This window comes from Solirubrum puertoriconensis, assembly GCF_001483135.1.
Taxonomy (GTDB): domain Bacteria; phylum Bacteroidota; class Bacteroidia; order Cytophagales; family Hymenobacteraceae; genus Solirubrum; species Solirubrum puertoriconensis.
Genome location: NZ_LNAL01000006.1, coordinates 98,564 through 117,882, shown reverse-complemented (window position 1 = coordinate 117,882; position 19,319 = coordinate 98,564). Strand labels below are relative to the sequence as shown.

At 59.6% G+C, this 19,319-nt stretch carries 16 protein-coding genes; 5 read left to right on the top strand and 11 right to left on the bottom strand.

The genetic code is table 11. The annotated features are described in order from the left end of the window. Nucleotides 1-66: 66 nt before the first annotated feature. Complete coding sequence (locus ASU33_RS05385; protein ID WP_059069031.1) at nucleotides 67-564, bottom strand: DUF4126 family protein; 498 nt, start codon at nucleotides 562-564, stop codon at nucleotides 67-69. Nucleotides 565-653: 89 nt separating this feature from the next. Beyond that, nucleotides 654-2,366, bottom strand: a complete 1,713-nt coding sequence (locus ASU33_RS05380) for a carbamoyltransferase family protein (protein ID WP_059069028.1) — start codon at nucleotides 2,364-2,366, stop codon at nucleotides 654-656. A gap of 160 nt (nucleotides 2,367-2,526) precedes the next feature. On the opposite strand from ASU33_RS05380, the gene ASU33_RS05375 reads away from it, so the two are divergent. Further along, a complete protein-coding gene (locus ASU33_RS05375; RefSeq protein ID WP_286130415.1) occupies nucleotides 2,527-5,277 on the top strand; it encodes an alpha-L-rhamnosidase-related protein in 2,751 nt (916 codons plus the stop codon). A 136-nt stretch (nucleotides 5,278-5,413) separates the two neighbouring features. Beyond that, nucleotides 5,414-6,019, top strand: coding sequence for an REP-associated tyrosine transposase (locus tag ASU33_RS05370; protein ID WP_059069026.1), 606 nt, complete (start codon nucleotides 5,414-5,416; stop codon nucleotides 6,017-6,019). Between the two features lie 134 nt (nucleotides 6,020-6,153). Here ASU33_RS05370 and ccoS read toward each other — a convergent pair whose 3' ends face one another. Continuing rightward, nucleotides 6,154-6,324, bottom strand: a complete 171-nt coding sequence (gene ccoS / locus ASU33_RS05365; RefSeq protein ID WP_059069024.1) for a cbb3-type cytochrome oxidase assembly protein CcoS — start codon at nucleotides 6,322-6,324, stop codon at nucleotides 6,154-6,156. 14 nt (nucleotides 6,325-6,338) lie between these two features. After that, nucleotides 6,339-8,792 (bottom strand): heavy metal translocating P-type ATPase, encoded by a 2,454-nt coding sequence (locus tag ASU33_RS05360; protein ID WP_286130414.1) that lies wholly within the window; start codon nucleotides 8,790-8,792, stop codon nucleotides 6,339-6,341. A gap of 254 nt (nucleotides 8,793-9,046) precedes the next feature. Here ASU33_RS05360 and ASU33_RS05355 point away from each other — a divergent pair, with 254 nt between their 5' ends. The 3 genes from ASU33_RS05355 (at nucleotide 9,047) to ASU33_RS05345 (ending at nucleotide 10,610) form a co-directional block, all read left to right on the top strand. After that, nucleotides 9,047-9,532, top strand: a complete 486-nt coding sequence (locus tag ASU33_RS05355) for a hypothetical protein (protein WP_059069022.1) — start codon at nucleotides 9,047-9,049, stop codon at nucleotides 9,530-9,532. Nucleotides 9,533-9,575: 43 nt separating this feature from the next. Further along, a complete protein-coding gene (locus ASU33_RS05350) occupies nucleotides 9,576-9,989 on the top strand; it encodes a group III truncated hemoglobin (RefSeq protein WP_059069020.1) in 414 nt (137 codons plus the stop codon). 255 nt (nucleotides 9,990-10,244) lie between these two features. After that, nucleotides 10,245-10,610 (top strand): group III truncated hemoglobin, encoded by a 366-nt coding sequence (locus ASU33_RS05345; protein ID WP_059069019.1) that lies wholly within the window; start codon nucleotides 10,245-10,247, stop codon nucleotides 10,608-10,610. Between the two features lie 255 nt (nucleotides 10,611-10,865). On the opposite strand, the gene ASU33_RS05340 is transcribed toward ASU33_RS05345, so the two are convergent. The 7 genes from ASU33_RS05340 to ASU33_RS05310 form a co-directional block, all read right to left on the bottom strand. Continuing rightward, complete coding sequence (locus ASU33_RS05340; RefSeq protein ID WP_286130413.1) at nucleotides 10,866-11,297, bottom strand: hypothetical protein; 432 nt, start codon at nucleotides 11,295-11,297, stop codon at nucleotides 10,866-10,868. A gap of 34 nt (nucleotides 11,298-11,331) precedes the next feature. Next, nucleotides 11,332-12,003 (bottom strand): carboxypeptidase-like regulatory domain-containing protein, encoded by a 672-nt coding sequence (locus ASU33_RS05335; protein WP_059069016.1) that lies wholly within the window; start codon nucleotides 12,001-12,003, stop codon nucleotides 11,332-11,334. A gap of 85 nt (nucleotides 12,004-12,088) precedes the next feature. Next, nucleotides 12,089-12,529 carry a hypothetical protein gene (locus ASU33_RS05330; protein WP_286130412.1) on the bottom strand — a complete coding sequence of 147 codons (441 nt, stop codon included), beginning with the start codon at nucleotides 12,527-12,529 and terminating at the stop codon, nucleotides 12,089-12,091. Nucleotides 12,530-12,735: 206 nt separating this feature from the next. Next, entirely contained in the window at nucleotides 12,736-13,116 is a 381-nt protein-coding gene (locus ASU33_RS05325; RefSeq protein ID WP_059069014.1) for a hypothetical protein, read from the bottom strand. A 360-nt stretch (nucleotides 13,117-13,476) separates the two neighbouring features. Next, a complete protein-coding gene (locus tag ASU33_RS05320) occupies nucleotides 13,477-14,187 on the bottom strand; it encodes a Crp/Fnr family transcriptional regulator (RefSeq protein ID WP_078062894.1) in 711 nt (236 codons plus the stop codon). A 458-nt stretch (nucleotides 14,188-14,645) separates the two neighbouring features. After that, on the bottom strand, nucleotides 14,646-16,313 hold the full coding sequence (odhB, locus tag ASU33_RS05315) for a 2-oxoglutarate dehydrogenase complex dihydrolipoyllysine-residue succinyltransferase (protein WP_059069010.1): 1,668 nt from the start codon (nucleotides 16,311-16,313) through the stop codon (nucleotides 14,646-14,648). Between the two features lie 116 nt (nucleotides 16,314-16,429). Further along, nucleotides 16,430-19,282 carry a 2-oxoglutarate dehydrogenase E1 component gene (locus ASU33_RS05310; protein ID WP_059069009.1) on the bottom strand — a complete coding sequence of 951 codons (2,853 nt, stop codon included), beginning with the start codon at nucleotides 19,280-19,282 and terminating at the stop codon, nucleotides 16,430-16,432. Between the last annotated feature and the right edge of the window lie 37 nt (nucleotides 19,283-19,319).

Genomic DNA, 19,319 nt, shown 5'->3' with positions numbered 1-19,319 from the left:
GGGCGCTGCCTTGGTACCGAAGCAGCCAGGCAGCGCCCTTGCGCAGTAGGTGAGTTTGCGAGGTGTTTAATGGCCGGGCGTGTTGCCTTTGAGCAAGGCTGTGCCGCTGGCCAGCGTAATGGCGTCTTCCACCACGCCCGTCCAGGGCTCCTTAACGGGCGTGTTGCGCGAAGCAGCTTTGCGCAGGTACAGCGCGGCGTAGCTACTGGCTACGGCCGCTGCGGCACCCAGCAGTGCGCCTTGCCACAGGCTATTGCGGTTGGCTTTGGCTAGAACGCCGCCCACCAGCGCCCCCGACAGAATACGGCCGCCCAAAATAGGCGGCGCGGTGCGGTCGGGCATGTTGGGCAGCTTGTCGCCCAGCAGCTCGCCGCCGGCCATAACCTTTAAGGCGTTGGCAGCGGTGCCCGACTGGAACCAGCGCAGCGGCGACGCCGCCAAGCGGCCCGACGGTTGCTTGTGCAATACGTGGCTAAGCATGGCCAACGACGACATGCTGCGCAACCCCGACAAGGCGCCTAGGCCCAGGGTTTGCCAGAATACAGATGTACGATTGATCCTCATGGTGTAGGCAGATTGGATGGTCTGCCTTAAACGCGCGCATCCGGCCGAAGGATGGCACGCAGCATCTAGGCGCTTGCCTTGGGTGCTGCTTACTTCCGCAGCAAGAAGGGCCCCAGCGCCAACGCATCGAGCCCCGATTGCAGGTAGCAATCCAAAGCGTCGGCCGGCGACTCGACCAAGGGCATGCCGTTGAGGTTGAAGGAGGTATTGAGTAGCACGGGCACTTCGCTGAGTTGGCCGAATTTTAGCAACAACTCGTGAAAGAGGCCATTGTCGGCGGCCAGCACGGTTTGCAGGCGGCCGGTGCCGTCGTCGTGGGTTACGGCGGGCAGGCGGCGCTGGGCGTCCGGCTTCAGCCGGAACACCTTTTCCATGAAATAAGCCGTTTCGCCTTCGGGTAGCTCGAAGTACGCGTGCTGGTGCTCGGCAGGTACGGCGGGCGCAAACGGCCGGAAGGCTTCGCGGTACTTAATGCTGGCGTTTACCCTGGCTTTCATGTCGGGGCGGGTAGGGTCGGCCAAGATACTCCGGTGGCCTAGGGCCCGCTGCCCAAATTCCGAGGCGCCCTGAAACCAGCCCAGCACCTGCCCTTGGTGCAGCAGCTCGGCCGTGGCGGCGGTGATGCTGGCGGGCCGCTCGTAGCGCAGCTTGCGGCGCTGCAGCTCGGCCTCCAGTTCGGCCTCGGCGTACGCGCGCCCGAAAAAGTTGTGGCGGCTGGCCTCGGGGTGCGCGGCCCTGGGTTCGCACAGCACAAAGTGCCGGCCGTAGAGGGCGCTGCCCACGCTAATGCCGGTATCGTCGGGGGTGCCGCCGATGAACACCTCGGCGTATCGGGTGTGCTGGCGCAGCTTGCCGTTGAGCACCGAGTTCATGAGCACGCCGCCGCCGAGCACCAGGCGCCGCCGGCCGGTTTGGGCCTGAAGGTTGTTCAGCAGCTCAAACACCGCCTCCTCGGTAATGCGCTGCACGGCGGCTACAATGTCGTAGTCGCGTTGGGTAAGCTCGGCACCGGGTGCCACGGCCGGGCCCAGCAACGCCTCGAGTTTGGGCGAAAAATACCGGGGCGTGAAAAACAGGAAGAACTCGAAATAGCGCAGATCGAGTTCGAAGTGCAGCCCCTCTACCGTGATAAGCGGGCGGAGCTGCTCATAGTAGGTATTCGGGTTGCCGCGGGCAGCCAGGGCCATAATCTTCCACTCGTCGCTGTTGGGCCGGAAGCCCAGGAATTCGGTGAAGGCGGCATAAAATAGACCGAGGGAGTGCGGCGTGCGGTTGGCGGCCAACTCGTGCAGGCCGTGCGCGTCGGCGGTGCCAATGAGTCCGGTGGTGGTTTCGCCAAAGCCATCGGCAACGAAGAAGTCGGCTTCGGCAAAGCCCGAGGGCACCAGCGCGTTGGCCAAGTGCGCGTGGTGGTGATTGACATAGTGAATGCGCGTTTGGTGGCCGCCCGCGCGCAGCAGCGTTTGCCCTAGGTGGTGCGCATCGCCTTGCATGGCGGCCAGCTCCTGCGCCGTGAGCTGCGCCAGTTTGCCGCGGTTCTGGAAAGCATCGGCCAGCGTTTGGCCCGATTGCCCTAGGTAGGCGGCCGGGTTCCAGCCCACAAACACATCGGTAACCTCCTGCACCCGCAGGCCCGCCGCCTCGCAGCAGTACTGAATGGCGCGCCGCGGGAACGACTTATCCTGCTTCTGGCGCGAGAGCCGCTCCTCGGCAATGGCAAACTGCACCCGCCCTTGGGCATCGAGCAGGCAGGCCGAGGAGTGAAAACCACTGCAATTAATACCTAGGATGACGCGGTGCATACGGGCGGGCTGAAGGGCGTAGGAGCAGCCAAAAATAGCGGTTGTGCAACGCTACCGGCTTGGGTGCCCCAGCTACCTGCTCGCCAGGCTATGCTTGGCCCCGTTGGCCGGCCGCCGTATACCGCAGCTGCGCGCCTTAAAAGCACGTTACTTTGCCTTTATGCGCCACCGTTTCTGTCCTCCGCACTTTTTGCTGGCCCTAGGTCTGCTGGGTTCGTGCCACATGCCGAAAGTAACTACCTCTTCCTCTGCTTCATCTAATGCGTTGGTGCCTGCACCGGCCCAGCCCATTTGGCAATCGGAGACGTACGCGCTCTACCCCGACTCGGTGGTGCAGGGCAAGCACGTGGCGAGGGCGGTGTCGCGCACCGAACTGGCATCGAACTACCAGAGCCCGGCCAACGAATTCCAGAGCCCGCAGGTGAGCTTCAAGTTCAGCCTCAACGGCAAAGACAACGAGATGCAGCCCGGCCAAGACCACGTGTTTGTGGCCCTACCTAAGGCGGGCGGCGCCGCGCTCGAAACGCCAGTGATTGTGTTTGGGCAGCAGTACGTGGACAAAACGCCCGTGCCGGCCAACACCTACCTAGCCCCAAACACCCCGCTGAAGATTCGGGTAGACATGCGCCCCGTGCTGGCGGCCTTTCAGAAGCAAGGCTACTACCAGCTTTACAACGGCCAGAAGCTTTACAAAGACGACCTAAAGCACGTGCACGTAGCCGGCAACACCACGCCGCTCAGCTGGGACTTCGACAACCTCATCAACAAGCCGCAACTGGAGCTGAAAGACCCTGACGGCGACGGCATTTACGAAACCACGGTGGTGCTGAACGCCCACTCCGATGCCAAAACCACCGCCAAGCAGTGGAAGCAGAGCCTCGACGTGTCGGGGTTTCCGCAGTACCAATCGGATTACCCGCTGCTCGATGCCGTTTACAACCTCAGCATCGAAGAAGCCAAACGCGCCGTGGAGCCCGACGGCACCTTCCGCACGGGCCAGGAGTGGGCTGGTGTCTGGACGCGCGACATTAGCTACAGCATCATTCTCTCGCAGGCTTTGCTGCAGCCTGAAGTGGCCAAAACCAGTCTCATGCGCAAGGTTACGCCCGATGGCCGCATCATTCAGGACACCGGTACGGGCGGCGCCTACCCCTGCTCTACCGACCGCATGATTTGGGCCGTGGCCGCCTGGGAAATTTACCTGACTACCGGCGACGAAGCCTGGCTGCGCAAGGTGTACCACATTATCAAAAAGTCCATCGAGGACGACGTGCCGAACGCCTACGACGCACAAACCGGCTTGGTGCGCGGCGAATCGTCGTTCCTGGACTGGCGCGAGCAAACCTATCCCAAGTGGATGCAGCCCGCCGACATTTATGAATCGGAGAACCTAGGCACCAATGCCGTGCACGCGCAAGCCAACACGGTGCTCTCGCACATGGCCCGGCTGCTTAAAGAAGATGGCGACCCCATGCGCTTCAGCAAATTGGCCGAGCGCATTCGCGGGGGCATAAACGAGCACCTGTGGCAGGCAGAAAAGGGCTATTACGGTCAATACCTGTACGGCCGCACCTACAAGACGGTGTCGCCGCGGGCTGAAGCCCTAGGTGCTGCCCTAAGCGTGCTATTTGATGTAGCGCCGACCGAGCGCCAGACCACTGTGGTACAGCGCACGCCCGTAATGGCGTACGGCATTCCGTGCATCTACCCGCAAATTGCCGGCATTCCGCCCTACCACAACAACGCCGTGTGGCCCTTTGTGCAGAGCTACTGGGGCCTGGCCGCCGCCAAAGCAGGCAACGAAACCGCGCTCATGGAGAGCATAGCGGCCGTAACGCGCCCCGCGGCCCTGTTCGTTACCAACAAGGAGAACTTCGTGGCCTCGAACGGCGACTTCGCCGGCACGCAGGTAAACAGCAGCGTTATGCTTTGGAGCCTCTCGGGCAACCTAGGGTTGGTGTACAAAGGCCTGTTCGGCATGGATTTTCAGGCCGATAAACTGGTGTTCCGGCCGTTTGTGCCGCAAGTGCTGCAAGGCACCCGCCGGCTTACCAACTTCAAGTACCGCCAAGCGGTGCTGAATGTGGAGATGACTGGCTACGGCCGCACCATCCGCAGCATTACCATGGATGGCCAGCCTCTGCCCGAGGCCACCCTGCTGGCTACGCTCACGGGCACGCACAACATCCGCATCGAGTTGGCCAACGAGGCACCTAGCGCGGCCGCCCAAAACAAAGTGCCGCACCACATCTCGCCCATGACGCCCGCCGTAAGCTACCGCAGCGGCCGCCTTAGCTGGCCAGCCGTGGCGGGTGCCAAAGCTTACCAAGTACTACGCAACGGACAGTTCGCCGCCCGCACTACCGATACGGATTTTGCCGTACCCGCCCCTACTGCCTATACCGAGTACCAGGTACTAGCCGTGGATGCGGCCGGCCACGAGAGTTTCGCCAGTGAGCCGCTGGCCATTGAGGGTGACAAGTTTCGCCGCAGCTACGAGCTCGAGGCCTCGGCACCGGCAGCCAAGTTGCCCTACAAAGGCTTCGCAGGCAAAGGGTTCATCGAAATCAGCAAAACGCAGAACCGCCGCGTAGCCGTGCGCGTGCAGGTACCCGCCGATGGCGTGTACGCCATCGACTTCCGCTACGCCAACGGCAATGGCCCCATCAACACCAGCAACAAGTGCGCAATTCGCACGCTGCGCAACGGCGTGCGCCAGCTAGGTACCGTGGTGCTGCCGCAGCGCGGGGTTGGTGAGTGGTCGGATTGGGGTTACTCTAATCCTGTGATGGCGCAGCTCAGCAAAGGCACGCATACACTCACGCTCACCTTCGAGCGGGCCAACGAGAACATGAACGGCGAGGTAAACCAAGCCATGCTCGACCAGCTGCGCCTGACGCGAGTGCGGTAAAACAAACGCGTAACCAAACAGAACGGCAGTAGCGCGGGCTTTAGCCCGCGTTTGCGTGAACGACCTTGTGGGGACGTTTTGCCGTTCAACGGTAATTGTGCTAGCAAAAGCGGGCTAAAGCCCGCGCTACATCTTCGTGAATAACACCGCGCATTACGAACGCAACCTCCCGCACCGCCTGCCACCCGGCGAATCCATATTCATCACGTTTCGGTTAGCAGGCACGTTACCCCGCACGGTGGTGGAGAGCTTGCGCGCGCAGTTGCAACGCGTGGAGCAGGTAGAAAAGCGCTCTGATGCGGAGGAATCATCCGTCCGACGCAAGCGCTACTTCAAGCATTTTGATCAAATGCTCGATCAGGCACCCACCGGCCCGTTGTGGTTGCAACGGCCCGATATAGCCGAGACGGTACGCACCGCTATACATCACTTCGATAGCAGGAGCTACGATCTAATATGCTACTGCCTGATGCCGAACCACGTGCATTTGCTGGTGCATGTACCCGAACAAGCACCGCCTCTGATACAAACCCTGCGAGAACTAAAAGGCCGAACCGCCCGACAAGCAAACCTGCTGCTAGGCCGCGAAGGCGCTTTTTGGCAGCCCGAAAGCTACGACCACGTGGTGCGCAACGGCGAGGAGATGCAGCGCATAATTGCCTATGTGCTGGAAAACCCCGTGAAAGCCGGGCTGGTAGCCGATTGGCAAAAGTGGCCTTACTCCTACTGGCGCGACCTGTAGCGCGGACTTCAGCCCGCTTTTGCCCGAACGTAATCGTGTGGCCAGATCTGCGCGGCACCAATCGTTCACGCAAACGCGGGCTGAAGCCCGCGCTACACCGCATTACACTGCGCTACAGTTGTGCTAACTTCAAATTATTGCGGCTGCTCCGTTGGGGCTTGCGTTTCGTTGTCTTCAAACAGCATGCGCACGGCGGGTGTGTAGGTATCGTCGTACTGGTGGCTGCGCACGGCCCACACGAAGGCCAGCAGGAACAGCACGGCAACGGTAAGCGAAAAGGTGATAAGGCCGAAGATGATTTCCATGACTCAGGGAAGGATTAGAGTTTTCGTTGGTAGGCGGCGAGGCGCACCAGCAGCGTGGCAAACAGCATCACGCTGAGCGAGCTGATGGGCATGAGAATGGCCGATACAATGGGCGTGAACTTGCCCTGCACCGCCAAGCCCAGGCCAATGCCGTTGTAGATGAAAGAGAGAACGAACGTGCCCAGCACCACTTGCAGGCAGTCCTGCGTGAACTTGAGGAAGGTGTTGAGCTGCCCGAAGCTGCTGGCGTCGAGGATGGCGTCGCAGGCGGGCGAGAAGTTGCTGAGCGTATCGGTGAGGGCAATGCCGGCATCGGCTTGCTGCAGCGCACCGGCGTCGTTCAGCCCGTCGCCGATCATAATCACCGTGTCGCCCTGGCGCTTGAGCTCGGCAATGTAGTCGAGCTTGTTTTGCGGGGTCTGGCGGAAGCGCAGCTCGGCTTTCGGGCCGAACAGCTCGCGCAAGCGCTCCTGCTCGGTATCGTTGTCGCCCGAGAGCACGGCCAGGCGGTAGCGCTTGCCTAGGTCGGCGAGTACCTCGCGCAAGTTTTGGCGGTACACGTTCCGGAACATGTAGCAGCCGCCTAGGTCGTTATCGAGGCTCACGTACACCCGCGACTGCATGTTGTCGGAGGTTCCCGACGCTTGCGGTGCTACCGGCGCGGCGCCCACGAACGCCGCCGAACCCACCTTCACCACCAGGCCATCAACGGTACCGCGCAGGCCTTGCCCGGGCACTTCCAGAAAATCAACTACCGCAAAGGAGCTTTGGGGTAGTTCCTGCGCTAAGCGCTGGCTAAGCGGGTGCGTTGATTGGCGCACCACGGCCGCTACGGCTTGCTGCTCGCGCAGCGTAAGCGTGGGCCCTAGGTACTCCACCGCCGATTGCTTTACGTCGGTGAGGGTACCCGTCTTGTCGAACACAATGGTGGTGGCCCGACCTAGAATTTCGGCCACGGCCGAGTTCTTCAGAAAGAACTTGCGGCGGCCAAACGCCGTGAGGGCGCTACCTAGGGCAAACGGCGTAGCCAGCGACAATGCGCACGGGCAGGCAATAACCAGCACCGAGGTAAAAGCGCGCCACATCATGTGCTGGTTGCGGGGCAGCCAGTAGGCAATAGCGCCGGCGGCAATGAGCAGCGTGGCTCCTACAAAGTAGCGGCCCACTTTGTTGGCGTAGGTTTCGAGCGTCTGCTTTTCAGCTTTTTGAAAGGCGGGGTTGTTCCAGAGTTGGGTGAGGTAGCCCTGCGACACCTCGCGCACTACCTCCAGCTCCACGGCTTCGCCTACTTGCCGGCCGCCGGCGTACACCACTTCGCCGGCTACTTTGGCCACCGGCACGCTCTCGCCCGACACAAACGAGTAGTCGATTTGCCCGGTGCCGCGCATCAGCATGGCATCGGCCGGAATTACCTCCTGGTTACGCACCACAATGCGGTGGCCCACTTGCAGGTCCTTTACCGAAACCGACTTCTCCCCTTCTTTGGTGAGCAGCGTAACGGCAACGGGAAAGTACGAGGTGAAGTCGCGGTCGAAGCGCAGGGCTTCGTAAGTGCGCTGCTGCACCCACTTGCCAATCAGCATAAAGAACACGAGGCCCGTAAATGAATCGAGGTAGCCCGGACCGGTGCCCGACAGAATTTCATAGGTGCTTACGCCGAACAGCGCCGTCAGACCTAGGCTAATCGGGAAGTCGAGGTTGATGTACCGCTGCCGAATACCCGCCCACGCCGAGCGGTAAAAATCCTGCGCGCTGTAGAGCAGCACCGGCAACGCCAGCACCAAGCTGATGTAACCGAAGAAGCGGCCGAACTCGCGGGCCAGCTCGTCGGTGAAGGAGAGGTAATCGGGGAAAGCCAGCAGCATTACGTTGCCGAAGCAAAAGCCCGCCAAGCCCAGCTTGTAGTAAATGGCACGCGAGCCGTGGTTGGGCTGCGCGCCCAGCTCGGCCAGCGTAATTTGGGGCTCGTAACCTAGGGCCGTTAACAGTTTCACCACCTCCTTCAGCGAGGTTTCCGACGGCACGTAGCTGATGCTGATTTCCTTGCGCAAGAAGTTCACCCGCGACTCCGACACGCCGGGGTTGAGCTTGTACAGGTTCTCGAGTAGGTAAATGCACGAAGCGCAATGCATTTGCGGCAGCGTAAGCGTGAGGCGGGCCAGCTTATCGGAGTGGAAGCTGAGCAGCTGCGCCTGCACCGATTCCTCGTCGAGGTAATCGAAGCGGCCGGGCAGCTCCACTTCCTTTACTTTCTGGCCGGGGTGCTCCTCCGATAGCGAGTAGTAGGTGCAGAGGTTGTTGGCCTCGAGCAGTTCGTACACGGCCTTGCAGCCCTGGCAGCAAAACGGCTTGTCGTGCAGCACAACGGGCTGCTCGGGGCAGTCGTCGCCGCAGTGGGTGCAAGCCGTGTGGGTATGGGTATGGGCAGCGGTGATGTTCACGCGGTTGGTCAGCTCTGGTGGCTGCACAAATTTCCCCTGCTTACCTAGGGCAAAAGATGACGAAAATCAGGCGCTTGGGCTGATACTAGTCAGCACTCCGGCGCGAACCAAGCCGGACTTTTGAGCTGTTGTTCCGGCTGCCTGTAGCGTGGGCTTTAGCCCGCGTTTGCTCGAACGACTTTGTTGGTACGTTCCCGGTTCAACGACACAGTTTATGCAAACGCGGGCCAAAACCCACGCTACTGCTCAACGCCCTCTTTACGCTCGCTACCTTTCGAGTTATGCGCCCTTCTCATCATACTCTCTCGCTGCTGCTGGTACTGGCCTTGTTCGTGTGGGCCGGCATGGTGGCGGCTATTTCCTTTATGGAGGCCCCGCTGAAGTTCACGGCCCCCAACATCACGGTAGTGCTGGGCGTAGGCATTGGCCGCATTGTATTTCATGCGCTCAACAAAGCCGAGCTGGCGCTAAGCTTAGTGGCCCTGCTCAGCGCTGGCCTGCTGGGTGTGCCCTCGCGCATTTGGCTGACGCTGCTCACCGCAGTAACCATTTTGCTTGCCCAAACGCTGTGGCTGTTACCAGCTCTCGATGTTCGGGCCGCCGCTCTGCTGGCCGGCTCTCCCAACCCGCCGAACTCCCAGCACCTTACCTATGTAGTACTGGAGGCCCTTAAACTGCTCACCCTATTCACCAGCGGTAGCATGGCTTTTGGCTGGGCTATGCGCATGGCCCGCCGGCGCGAAGACCACCGCCGCGTTACCGCTTAACTTGCTTTTCCGCCGGGCACTGCCCGCTTTAGCTTTCCGCTCTATGCCGAGCCCCACCACCCCTGCTGCCGCCGCCCTTCCCGATATCACCACCGAAGCCGACATTCAGAAGCTGGTTGACACGTTCTACGACAAGGTCAATCAGGATGAGCTCCTAGGTCCGGTGTTCAACCAGATTGCGCAGGTGCACTGGGCCAAGCACCTGCCCACCATGTACGATTTCTGGAGCTCGGTGCTGTTTGGCACCATGCGCTATAAAGGCCGCCCCTTTCCGAAGCACCTGCCGCTGCCCATTGAGGGCGAGCATTTCCGGCGCTGGCTGCAGCTGTTTTACGCCACTGTGCAGGAGAACTTCGCCGGACCCAAAGCCGAGGAAGCCAAAGCAAAGGCCCTGAACATTGCTTCCATGTTCGAGTACAAAATGAAGACTGCCAACTCGCCGCTTTCGATCCTATAATGCCGCGGGCCCCGCACCAAAGTACTTGGTGCGGGGCCCGTGGTTTGTTACACCTTCGTGCCTACCTAGGCAGTGCCGAATACTGCTGCTTTTCTTTGGCGGTAAAGCACCGCTCCTACCTCAACAAGTGCATTTTTTAGTATTGATTATCAACTAAATACTATAGGCTTAACTCAACGTGCAAACGTTTGCACTAATTTCGCCCAACCTGCGCCCAACCTCCACCGTATTTCGAGCCCCTAGTTACCTCGTTCTATGAAAACAGTTCCGACTTCTGCCCTCACCGACATCACCCGCGAAGCCGACATTAAGACGCTTGTGGATTGCTTTTGCGAGAAGGTTAATCACGATGAGGTTCTGAGCCCGGTGTTCAATGCCGTGGCCCGCGTGTACTGGCCGCAGCACCTGTTCTCGATGTACGATTTCTGGAGCTCCAAACTGCTGGGCTCGAAGCCGACTCCTGCAGCCGAGGCTCCTGCCCAAGAAGCCGGGCTGTCGTTTGCCGGGCCGCACTCGGGGCGTTGGCTGAACTTGTTTAACGCCACCGTGCAAGAGCATTTTGCCGGCCCCAAAGCCGAAGAAGCCAAAGCCACAGCCGTAAACTTGGCATCGGGCTCTTAACACCGCATCCTACTACTACCAGCTTTGCACAGCGGCTGCCCAGACCTAACCCCTCTGGTAGCCGCTGTTCGCTTTTGCAGCTAACCATTTGCGCCAGCCGCCACAAACAGCAACACGACGTGCCTGGCTTCCTATCTACCCAAATCGGAGCCAAACACGTCGTGCACAAACAGGACGGCACGTAGGCAGCTGCCTAGGCCGTCGCGGCAACATCATCAGCAGGGCTTCGGCCGCCAACACTAGCAGCCGGTGCCCTTATTCGAGCTGGCCCGCTTGCACCCGCAGCACCTCTCTAGCGGCAGCCAAATTGGTATTGTGGGCACTTACGGCGAGGTAAATGAACTTGCGGCCACCATCGGCGAGCTTCATGAGGTGCAGCTGATTCGAAAGCGAAATCAGAATGTCCTCGATGTGCTCATCGATGAGGTTGAGCGCCGTTAGGGCTTTCTGCTTTTGGCGCACCACCTCGGCGTTAAAAGCCGCTGCGGTAGCCGGCGCAATACTTGCCGTGTTGGAGTGCGCAGCCAGGCTGGTGCCCGTGCGGGCATCAACCACGGCTACGGCCAACAAGTCGGGCAGCTCAGCCAGTACATTCTGCACTACCTCGCCGGCTCCGGCCGCCGCATCCTGGGCGGCCAAGCGGGCACGTTTGGTAGCAGTTTTTTTACGGTAAGACTTCGGTTTCACAAAAAGTAGCGTTAGGCACCGCGCCTGCCGCCGACTAAAACAAAAACCAGCGGCGGTGCTTGGCGCGGGGCGTCAGGGTTACGTTGGCCGAGGCAGCTGAGGCTTGCACCTGCACCTCTTGGTCGTTGTAGCCACCATAGCCGTACACCAGCGTATTTTGGCCAGCTGGCACGCGCATGGCGTAGGTTCCGTTGGCATCGGTGCTCACGCCAAAGCGCGTGCCCTTCTGCAGCACGGTAGCCCCTACCAGCGGTTTACCATCTTCGCCCAAAATGCGGCCCTTCACCGTTACCATCCGGATAGCGCTGGCAGCTTCAGCCGCCGGCGACATCATCGGCTCGGCTTCGAAGTTGGGCAACGATTCGGTAGGCAGGTTGCGGTTAGGCAGGTTGGTGCCAGCAAACACGGCGCCGCCCAGCAGTGCAGCACCCGTCACGATGCTAGCAGCCCGCCGGCGAAAGCGCTGCGGCTCGGCCTGGATGTATTGAATTTGCCGACGCACCCAACCCGGCGCCGCCTCATCGGCTTCGTTTTGGATTTGGTGCCAACGCGTAAGCGTTTCGTGGGCTTGGTCGGCGTCGCGGCGCAGGTACTCTTCCACGGCTCGGGCCGAGGCTTTGCTTAGGTCGCCGCGCAGGTAAGCGTCGCGGTACACCGGCAACAGTTCACCCGTGTTCGGATCGAAGGGTGAAGCAGTTAGTTTCATACAAGAAGCATTTAAATGGAGAAGGGTAGATACAGCGTTGATGTGCGCCTGCTGCTCAGCCTCCTCGCTGCCCCGTTGTAATCCGTTAGGCGCCTTCTTCGCAGTTGCGCAGTACATCCCGGGCAATGCCTAGGTTGGTATCGCGGCAGTCCACGGCTACATACAACACCCGCTCGCCATCGGCCAACACCCGCAGTAAATGCAGCTGCGAGGTAAGGGTGATAAGGATATCTTCCAGCACCTCGCCTTCGAGCTGCAGTGCAGCCAACGCCATGCGCTTCTGTTTGACTACTTCGGCGTTGAAGGCAGCTACTTTCGCCGGGTTTAGCTCTCGGGCCGTGGTATAGCACGCCAGCAGTTGGCCCGTATCGATGCGCACTACGGCAGCAGCCAAGAGCTCGGGCAAACCGGCCAACACGCGCTGCAGCACGTGCTCGGCGGCGTTGCGCTCGGCACTTGCAGGCCCCGCGCCCACCACTTTGTGGAGCACCGGCCCGGTTAGCTTCTGAAGAAAAGGAATATTCATGCAGCCTCGCGTTGGGTGGCAGAGCGGAGCTTTCGGAGAGAGGAGGGAGCTGCGCGTAGCAGCGGCACTAGATTACCAGCAGCAGCTTTCGCAACCGCTGCCAGCAACCTAGGCCTGGCCGCCTGCCATGGCGGCATTGTTATGTGAGTTAGTAGTGCAGGAGCGCGGCGCGTCGCAGATGTTGCGAAGCAGGAGAAATCAAGAGCTTAGTTCAGCTGAGCCGAGTGCGAACGCAGCACTTCGCGGGCAATTGCCAGGTTAGTATCGCGCGAGTTCACTACCAGGTAAATGAACTTCGAGCCGGTGCTGTTCAGCTTAATCAGGTGCAGCTGGTTGGAGAGCGTAATCAGGATATCCTCAATGATTTCGCCCGACAGCTTCAGGGCCGACATGGCCTTTTGCTTCTGCTTTACTACTTCGGTGTTGTAGGCAGCAGCCGTATCGGGGTTAATGCCGGGCGAGTTGGTGTGCGACGCCAACGACATACCCGAGGTAGTGTCAACTACGGCAATAGCCATAAGGGTGGGCAGGTCGTCGATTACGCCTTGTACAATTTTGCCAGCGGGGTTGTTTACTGAGTAAGCCACGAGGGTTGTTTATGTAAGTGGTTGAAGTGCTGTCTACTTAAAGTACTATTAACGTTATCTATCCGCTGGCTGCTGCTTGCACTGTACTACGGCATACAGAACCAGCTCAACTTGCTTCCAACGACTTGTTAATCAGCACTTATAACACTTCAAAGGTCCATAAAGATTACCCCTAAAAAAATGACCTAGATCAAATTCAATTTTGATTCTCGTCAATATTGGCAGTCCCAGTACTGCCTTTTATACCATTTACACCCCTGGTTACGCAAACACAAAAAGCCCGTAAGTCTTACAGGTTGCAAGGCTTACGGGCTTTGGTAGCGACCTAGGCCCTTGCTGCGCAGCAAGGGCCTAGGTCGGTTAGTCGTACTGAGTAGAAATCTGCGTTAGCGTAGCGGCGTTTAGGATGGTGATTTTGCTGCCTTTGGTGGTGATAAGGCCTTCCTCTTTAAACTCGGATACAAGGCGGCTAGCCGTTTCGGTTGCCGTTCCGATCAACGAAGCTAAGTCGTCGCGCGAAATGGGAATGGCGGAAGCTCGGTCTTCTTGGCAGAAAGTGCGGTGCAGCAGCATTAAGGCTTCGGCCAGCCGTTCGCGCACGGGCTTGTAGGTCATGTGCAGCATGCGGGCTTCGGCCTCGTTCAGCAACAGCGTAAGCTGACGCAGCAGCGCGTGCGTAAACTGCGAGTTTTGCTCCATAATACTGAGCACGTCGGCCTTGGGCACCGTGCACACCACGCAATCCTCCAGCGCTACGGCCGAGCACGATTTGGGCGCATCGCTGATCAGGCCACGGTAGCCCATGGTACCGCCTTCCGTCATGAAGCGCATAATCTGCTCCTTGCCGTCGCCGCCCGTTTTTATCATCTTCACCTTGCCTTGGAAGATGCAGTATAGGCTGTTGAGGCGGCTGCCCTCCCGAAAGATGATCTGGCCTTTCTGGTACACCTGGAAGGACTTTCCGCCTTCGATCAGGTTTAGCTCGGGTAATTGGCAGCACCCCAGCACAGATTGTTGTCGGCGCGGGCAGTTCTGGCAATTACTTGGTGCCAGCTGGGGCACTTTTCTCATAGTAAGGTTTGCGTTGGCCGCCTACTAGTTGGGTAGGCAATAGGCTTGTTTTCCGGATAGCTTGCTCGAAGCCCAAGCGGCTAATGGTGCATAAACACTGCCTGTTACTTTCCTTAGATACCCGGCCAACTGTCCGTCATCAACTCCAGTAAACATTCAAACAGCGCGATATAATACAACATTACCACCGAACCCAACCGCAAAGATATTGCGGATAATACGTAGCAAATACAGCCTACACGCAATAATAACTTACATCAGCCTTGTTTACTTCGTTTTTCATGGTTTCGACCAGTCTTAGCAATATTCAATTATAATAAATCACCCTAGACTACTAACCCCACCATTTCCTGTTACGATAGCTCTCTCCTATCACCTTCTAGCCAAGTAGTAGGCGCATAAAACAAGAGCCGCACCCCTACACAGGGGTGCGGCTCTTGCAAAGGTGCCTAGGTGACTTACACCCCTAGCAGCAAACGGGTCGGATCTTCGAGTAGCTCCTTCACGCGCACCAGGAACGACACCGACTCGCGGCCGTCGATAATGCGGTGGTCGTAGCTCAGGGCTAGGTACATCATCGGGCGGATTACCACCTGGCCGTTTTCGGCGATGGGGCGCTGCACGATGTTGTGCATACCCAGGATGGCCGACTGCGGCGCGTTGATAATCGGCGTGCTCATCATCGAGCCGAACACCCCTCCGTTGGTGATGGTGAACGTACCGCCGGTCATCTGCTCGATGGTGAGCTTGTTGTCGCGGGCCAGCGTAGCCAGGCGCACGATTTCCTTCTCGATACCATCGAACGACAGCTGCTCGGCGTTGCGGATTACCGGCACCACCAAGCCTTTCGGAGCCGATACGGCGATGCTGATGTCGCAGAAATCGTTGTACACGATGTCGGTACCGTCGATCTGGGCATTCACGGCCGGCCACTCTTGCAGGGCTACGCACACCGCCTTGGTGAAGAACGACATGAAGCCGAGGCCCACCGAGTGCTTCTCCTTGAACTTGTCTTTGAACTTGTTGCGCAGGTCCATGATGGGCTGCATGTTCACCTCGTTGAACGTGGTGAGCATGGCCGTTTCGTTTTTCACGGCTACCAGGCGGCGCGAAACCGTTTTGCGCAGGTTGCTCATCCGTTCGCGACGCTGGTTGCGGTTGCCGGCAGCAACCGGAGCAGCAGCTTGGGCCTGCGGTGCAGGGGCAGCAGCGGCCGGCGACGGGGCAGCTGCCGGAGCAGCCGCTTGGGGCTGGGCTTTCAGGGCGTCCTCTTTGGTGATGCGACCATCGCGGCCGGTGCCTTGCACGTTGGCAGCGTTGATGCCTTTCTCGTCGAGGATTTTGCCAGCAGCCGGCGAAGGCGTACCAGCAGCGTAAGCTGAGCTACCACCTACCGTGGCCGAAGCGGCCGGAGCAGCAGCGGCTGCCTGCGGAGCAGCCGCCGGGGCCGCGGCAGCCGAAGCGCCAGCACCCTCGATGCGGGCAATTACCGCTCCAATGCCAATGGTTTCGCCTTCTTTCACGGCGTGGCGCAGCGTGCCGCTAGCCTCCGAAGGCAGCTCGAACGTAGCCTTGTCCGATTCCAACTCGGCAATTACTTCGTCGCGCTTCACGGCCTCGCCGTCTTTCTTAAGCCACTTGGCTACGGTTACTTCCGTGATGGATTCGCCGACGGTCGGGATTTTCATTTCTACGGTGCCGCCACCAGCGTTGCCGCCATCAGCCGTAGCTGCGTTGGTGGGGGTATTGGCCGAGCCGGCTTGCGAACCGCCGTAGCCCGACTGGTTGCTGGCCTGCGGGTTTTGCTCGCCTTGCGTTACCGGGTCGGCAGCGGGTGTCGAGGTGGTAGCAGCAGCGGCAGGTGCAGCCGCCGGAGCCGAGGCCACAGCACCATCGCCGCTAATTTCGGCGATAACCGTACCGATGCCAATGGTTTCGCCTTCGGCCACGCGAATCGTCAGGGTGCCGTTGCCCTCGGCAGGCAGCTCAAACGTAGCCTTGTCCGACTCCAGTTCGGCAATTACTTCGTCGCGCTTCACGGCCTCGCCGTCTTTCTTAAGCCATTTGGCGATGGTTACTTCCGTGATGGATTCGCCGACGGCGGGTATTTTGATTTCCAGAGCCATGTACTAGCTGGTGGGAAAGGATGTCGTTGGATATGGGAAAGTAGGAAGCTCCGCTGAATGTAGCGCAGCAGCAGTGCGGATTTACCAATCTGCGCTACTGCCGCGTTACGTTCGGCTTAGTCTACGCGCTTAGCCGTGGCGGCCGTGGTCTTGATGTTCTGGTCTTCGACTTCGTTTTGCTTGATGCCGAAGGCCCGGGCCACGATTTGCTTTTGCTCCTGCACGTGCACCTTGTTGTAGCCGGTAGCGGGCGAAGCCGAAGGCTTACGAGCCACCACATCGGCCAGTTCGCGGCGCATGTAGCGGAGCATGTAGTTCCAGTAGCCCATGTTTTCGGGCTCTTCCTGAACCCAGATCAGCTCGGCCTTGGGGTACTTGGCCAGCTCGGCGGCCAGCTGCGTTTGCGGGAAGGGGTGCAGCTGCTCGAGGCGTACAATGGCTACATCCTTATGCTCGCTCTTGGTTTGCTCCTCCAGCAGGTCGTAGTACACCTTGCCCGAGCACAGCAGCACGCGCTTCACCTTTTTGGCGTCGGCGTAGGTATCGCCCAGCACTTCGCGGAAGCCGCCCGAGGTAAACTCCTCTACCGGCGACATGCACAGCGGGTGACGGAGCAAGGACTTCGGCGACATTACCACGCAGGGCTTGCGGAAATTCCAGGCCAGCTGGCGACGCAGCAAGTGGAAGAAGTTGGCCGGCGTGGTGATGTTGGCCACCACCATGTTCAGCTCGGCCGACAGCTGCAGGAAACGCTCGGGACGGGCATTGGAGTGCTCGGGGCCCTGGCCTTCATAACCGTGAGGCAATTGCATCACGAGGCCGTTCATGCGCTGCCACTTGCTTTCCGACGATGAGATGAACTGGTCGATCATCGTTTGGGCGCCGTTTGCGAAGTCGCCAAACTGAGCTTCCCAAATAACCAGCGCCGAGGGGTTGGCCATGGCGTAGCCAAATTCGAAGCCCAGCACGCCGTACTCGCTCAGCAGCGAGTTGTAGATGCGCAACTCTTCGTGCTCACCCTCGATGTGGTTGAGCGGCGTGTACGGCGCCGAGGTAACGGCATCGTGCAGCACGGCGTGGCGGTGCGAGAAAGTGCCCCGCTGCACGTCTTGGCCGCTCACGCGCACAATCTTGTTTTCGAGCAGCAGCGAGCCGTAGGCCAGCTGTTCGCCGGCCGCCCAGTTGAGCACGCGCGTTTCGTAGAACATCTTGCGGCGCTCCTTCAGCAGGTTTTCAATCTGCTTGATGGGCTTAAAGCTCTCCGGAATGGTCGTCAGAGCCTTGGCTACTTTCTCAACTACTGCCTCGCTGATGCCCGTTTCCGGCGACTGGTTAAAGTCTTCGGCTTTGGCACGGCCTAGGTTGCGCCACTCGTTTTCGAGGGCTTGGTAGTTGTAGGGCAGTGGCTTCTGCTTCACCATGTCGAGGCGGGCTTGCAGCAAGTCGCGGAACTCGCGGTCCATCTGCTCGGCCAGCTTGGCATCCACTTCGCCGCGCTGCACCAACGTTTCGTTGTATACCTCGCGCGGGTTTTTGTGCTTGCTGATGACGTTGTACAGCGAAGGCTGCGTGAACTTCGGCTCATCCGACTCGTTGTGGCCGTGGCGGCGGTAGCACACCATATCAATAAAGATATCGGCGTGGAACTGCTGACGGTACTCCGTGGCCAGCTGCACGGCAAACACCACGGCTTCGGGGTCGTCGCCGTTCACGTGCAGCACCGGCGCGTCAATAATTTTCGCTAGGTCAGTCGAGTAAATCGACGAACGGGCATCTTCGAAGTCGGTGGTGAAGCCCACTTGGTTGTTGATGACGAAGTGCACCGTGCCGCCAGTCTTGTAGCCCTCCAGCTGCGACATCTGCGTCACCTCGAAGCCGATGCCTTGTCCAGCCACGGCCGCGTCGCCATGAATCAGGATGGGCAGCACGCGGTTGAAATCGCCTTTGTAGAGCGTATCAAGCTTGGCGCGCACAAAGCCTTCCACCACGGGGTTCACGGCCTCAAGGTGCGAGGGGTTAGGAGCGAGCTTCAGGTGCACTTTCTTGCCGGCGGTGGTATCCACCTCCGACGAGTAGCCCATGTGGTACTTCACGTCGCCGTCGCCCATGGTCAGGTCCGGTACGGCAGTGCCCTCGAATTCCGAGAAGATCTGCTCGTACGTTTTGCCCATGATGTTGGCCAGCACGTTGAGGCGGCCGCGGTGCGCCATGCCCACCACAACTTCCTCTACGCCCAGCTCAGCACCCTTCTGGATGATGGCATCGAGCGCCGGAATGGTGGTTTCGCCGCCTTCAAGCGAGAAGCGCTTCTGACCTAGGAACTTCGTGTGCAAGAAGTTCTCGAACACTACGGCCTCGTTCAGCTTGCTGAGGATGCGCTTTTTGTACTCAACGCCGGGGTTAAACGACAGCGAGTCGCGCTCCACTTTGTTGCGGAACCAGTCGAGCACCTGCGGGTCGCGGATGTACATGTACTCGAACCCGATGGTGCGGGTATAAATTTTCTGCAGGGCATCGATGATGTCGCGTAGCTTAGCACCGCTACCCAGGCCTAGCAGCTCACCGTTTTTAAAGGTGGTATCGAGGTCGGCTTCGCTCAGGCCAAAATCCGACAGGCTCAAGCGGGCCTTACGGTCTTTCCGTTCGCGCACCGGGTTGGTGCGGGCCACTAGGTGGCCGCGGCTCCGGTACGCATGAATGAGGTTGCGCACGGCCGTCTCCTTGTCTGCCGATACCGCGTCCGACGAGCTGATGGCCGTGGTGCCGATGGTAGAGGCAGCTTTGGTAAGCACGCCGGTGCCTACCTCCTGGCCGTTCTGGCCATCCTCGGGGTAGGCTTGCGAGAAGTCAAAACCTTCGAAAAACTTGCGCCAGCCGAAATCAACCGACTCGGGGTCGTTTTTATAGGCTTGGTACAGCTGGTCGATGTAGTCGCCGTGGGCGTTGGCGATATAAGAGTATGCGTCCATGGAGAACGGCTATGTTGGAAAAGGCAAATGTAAGTAG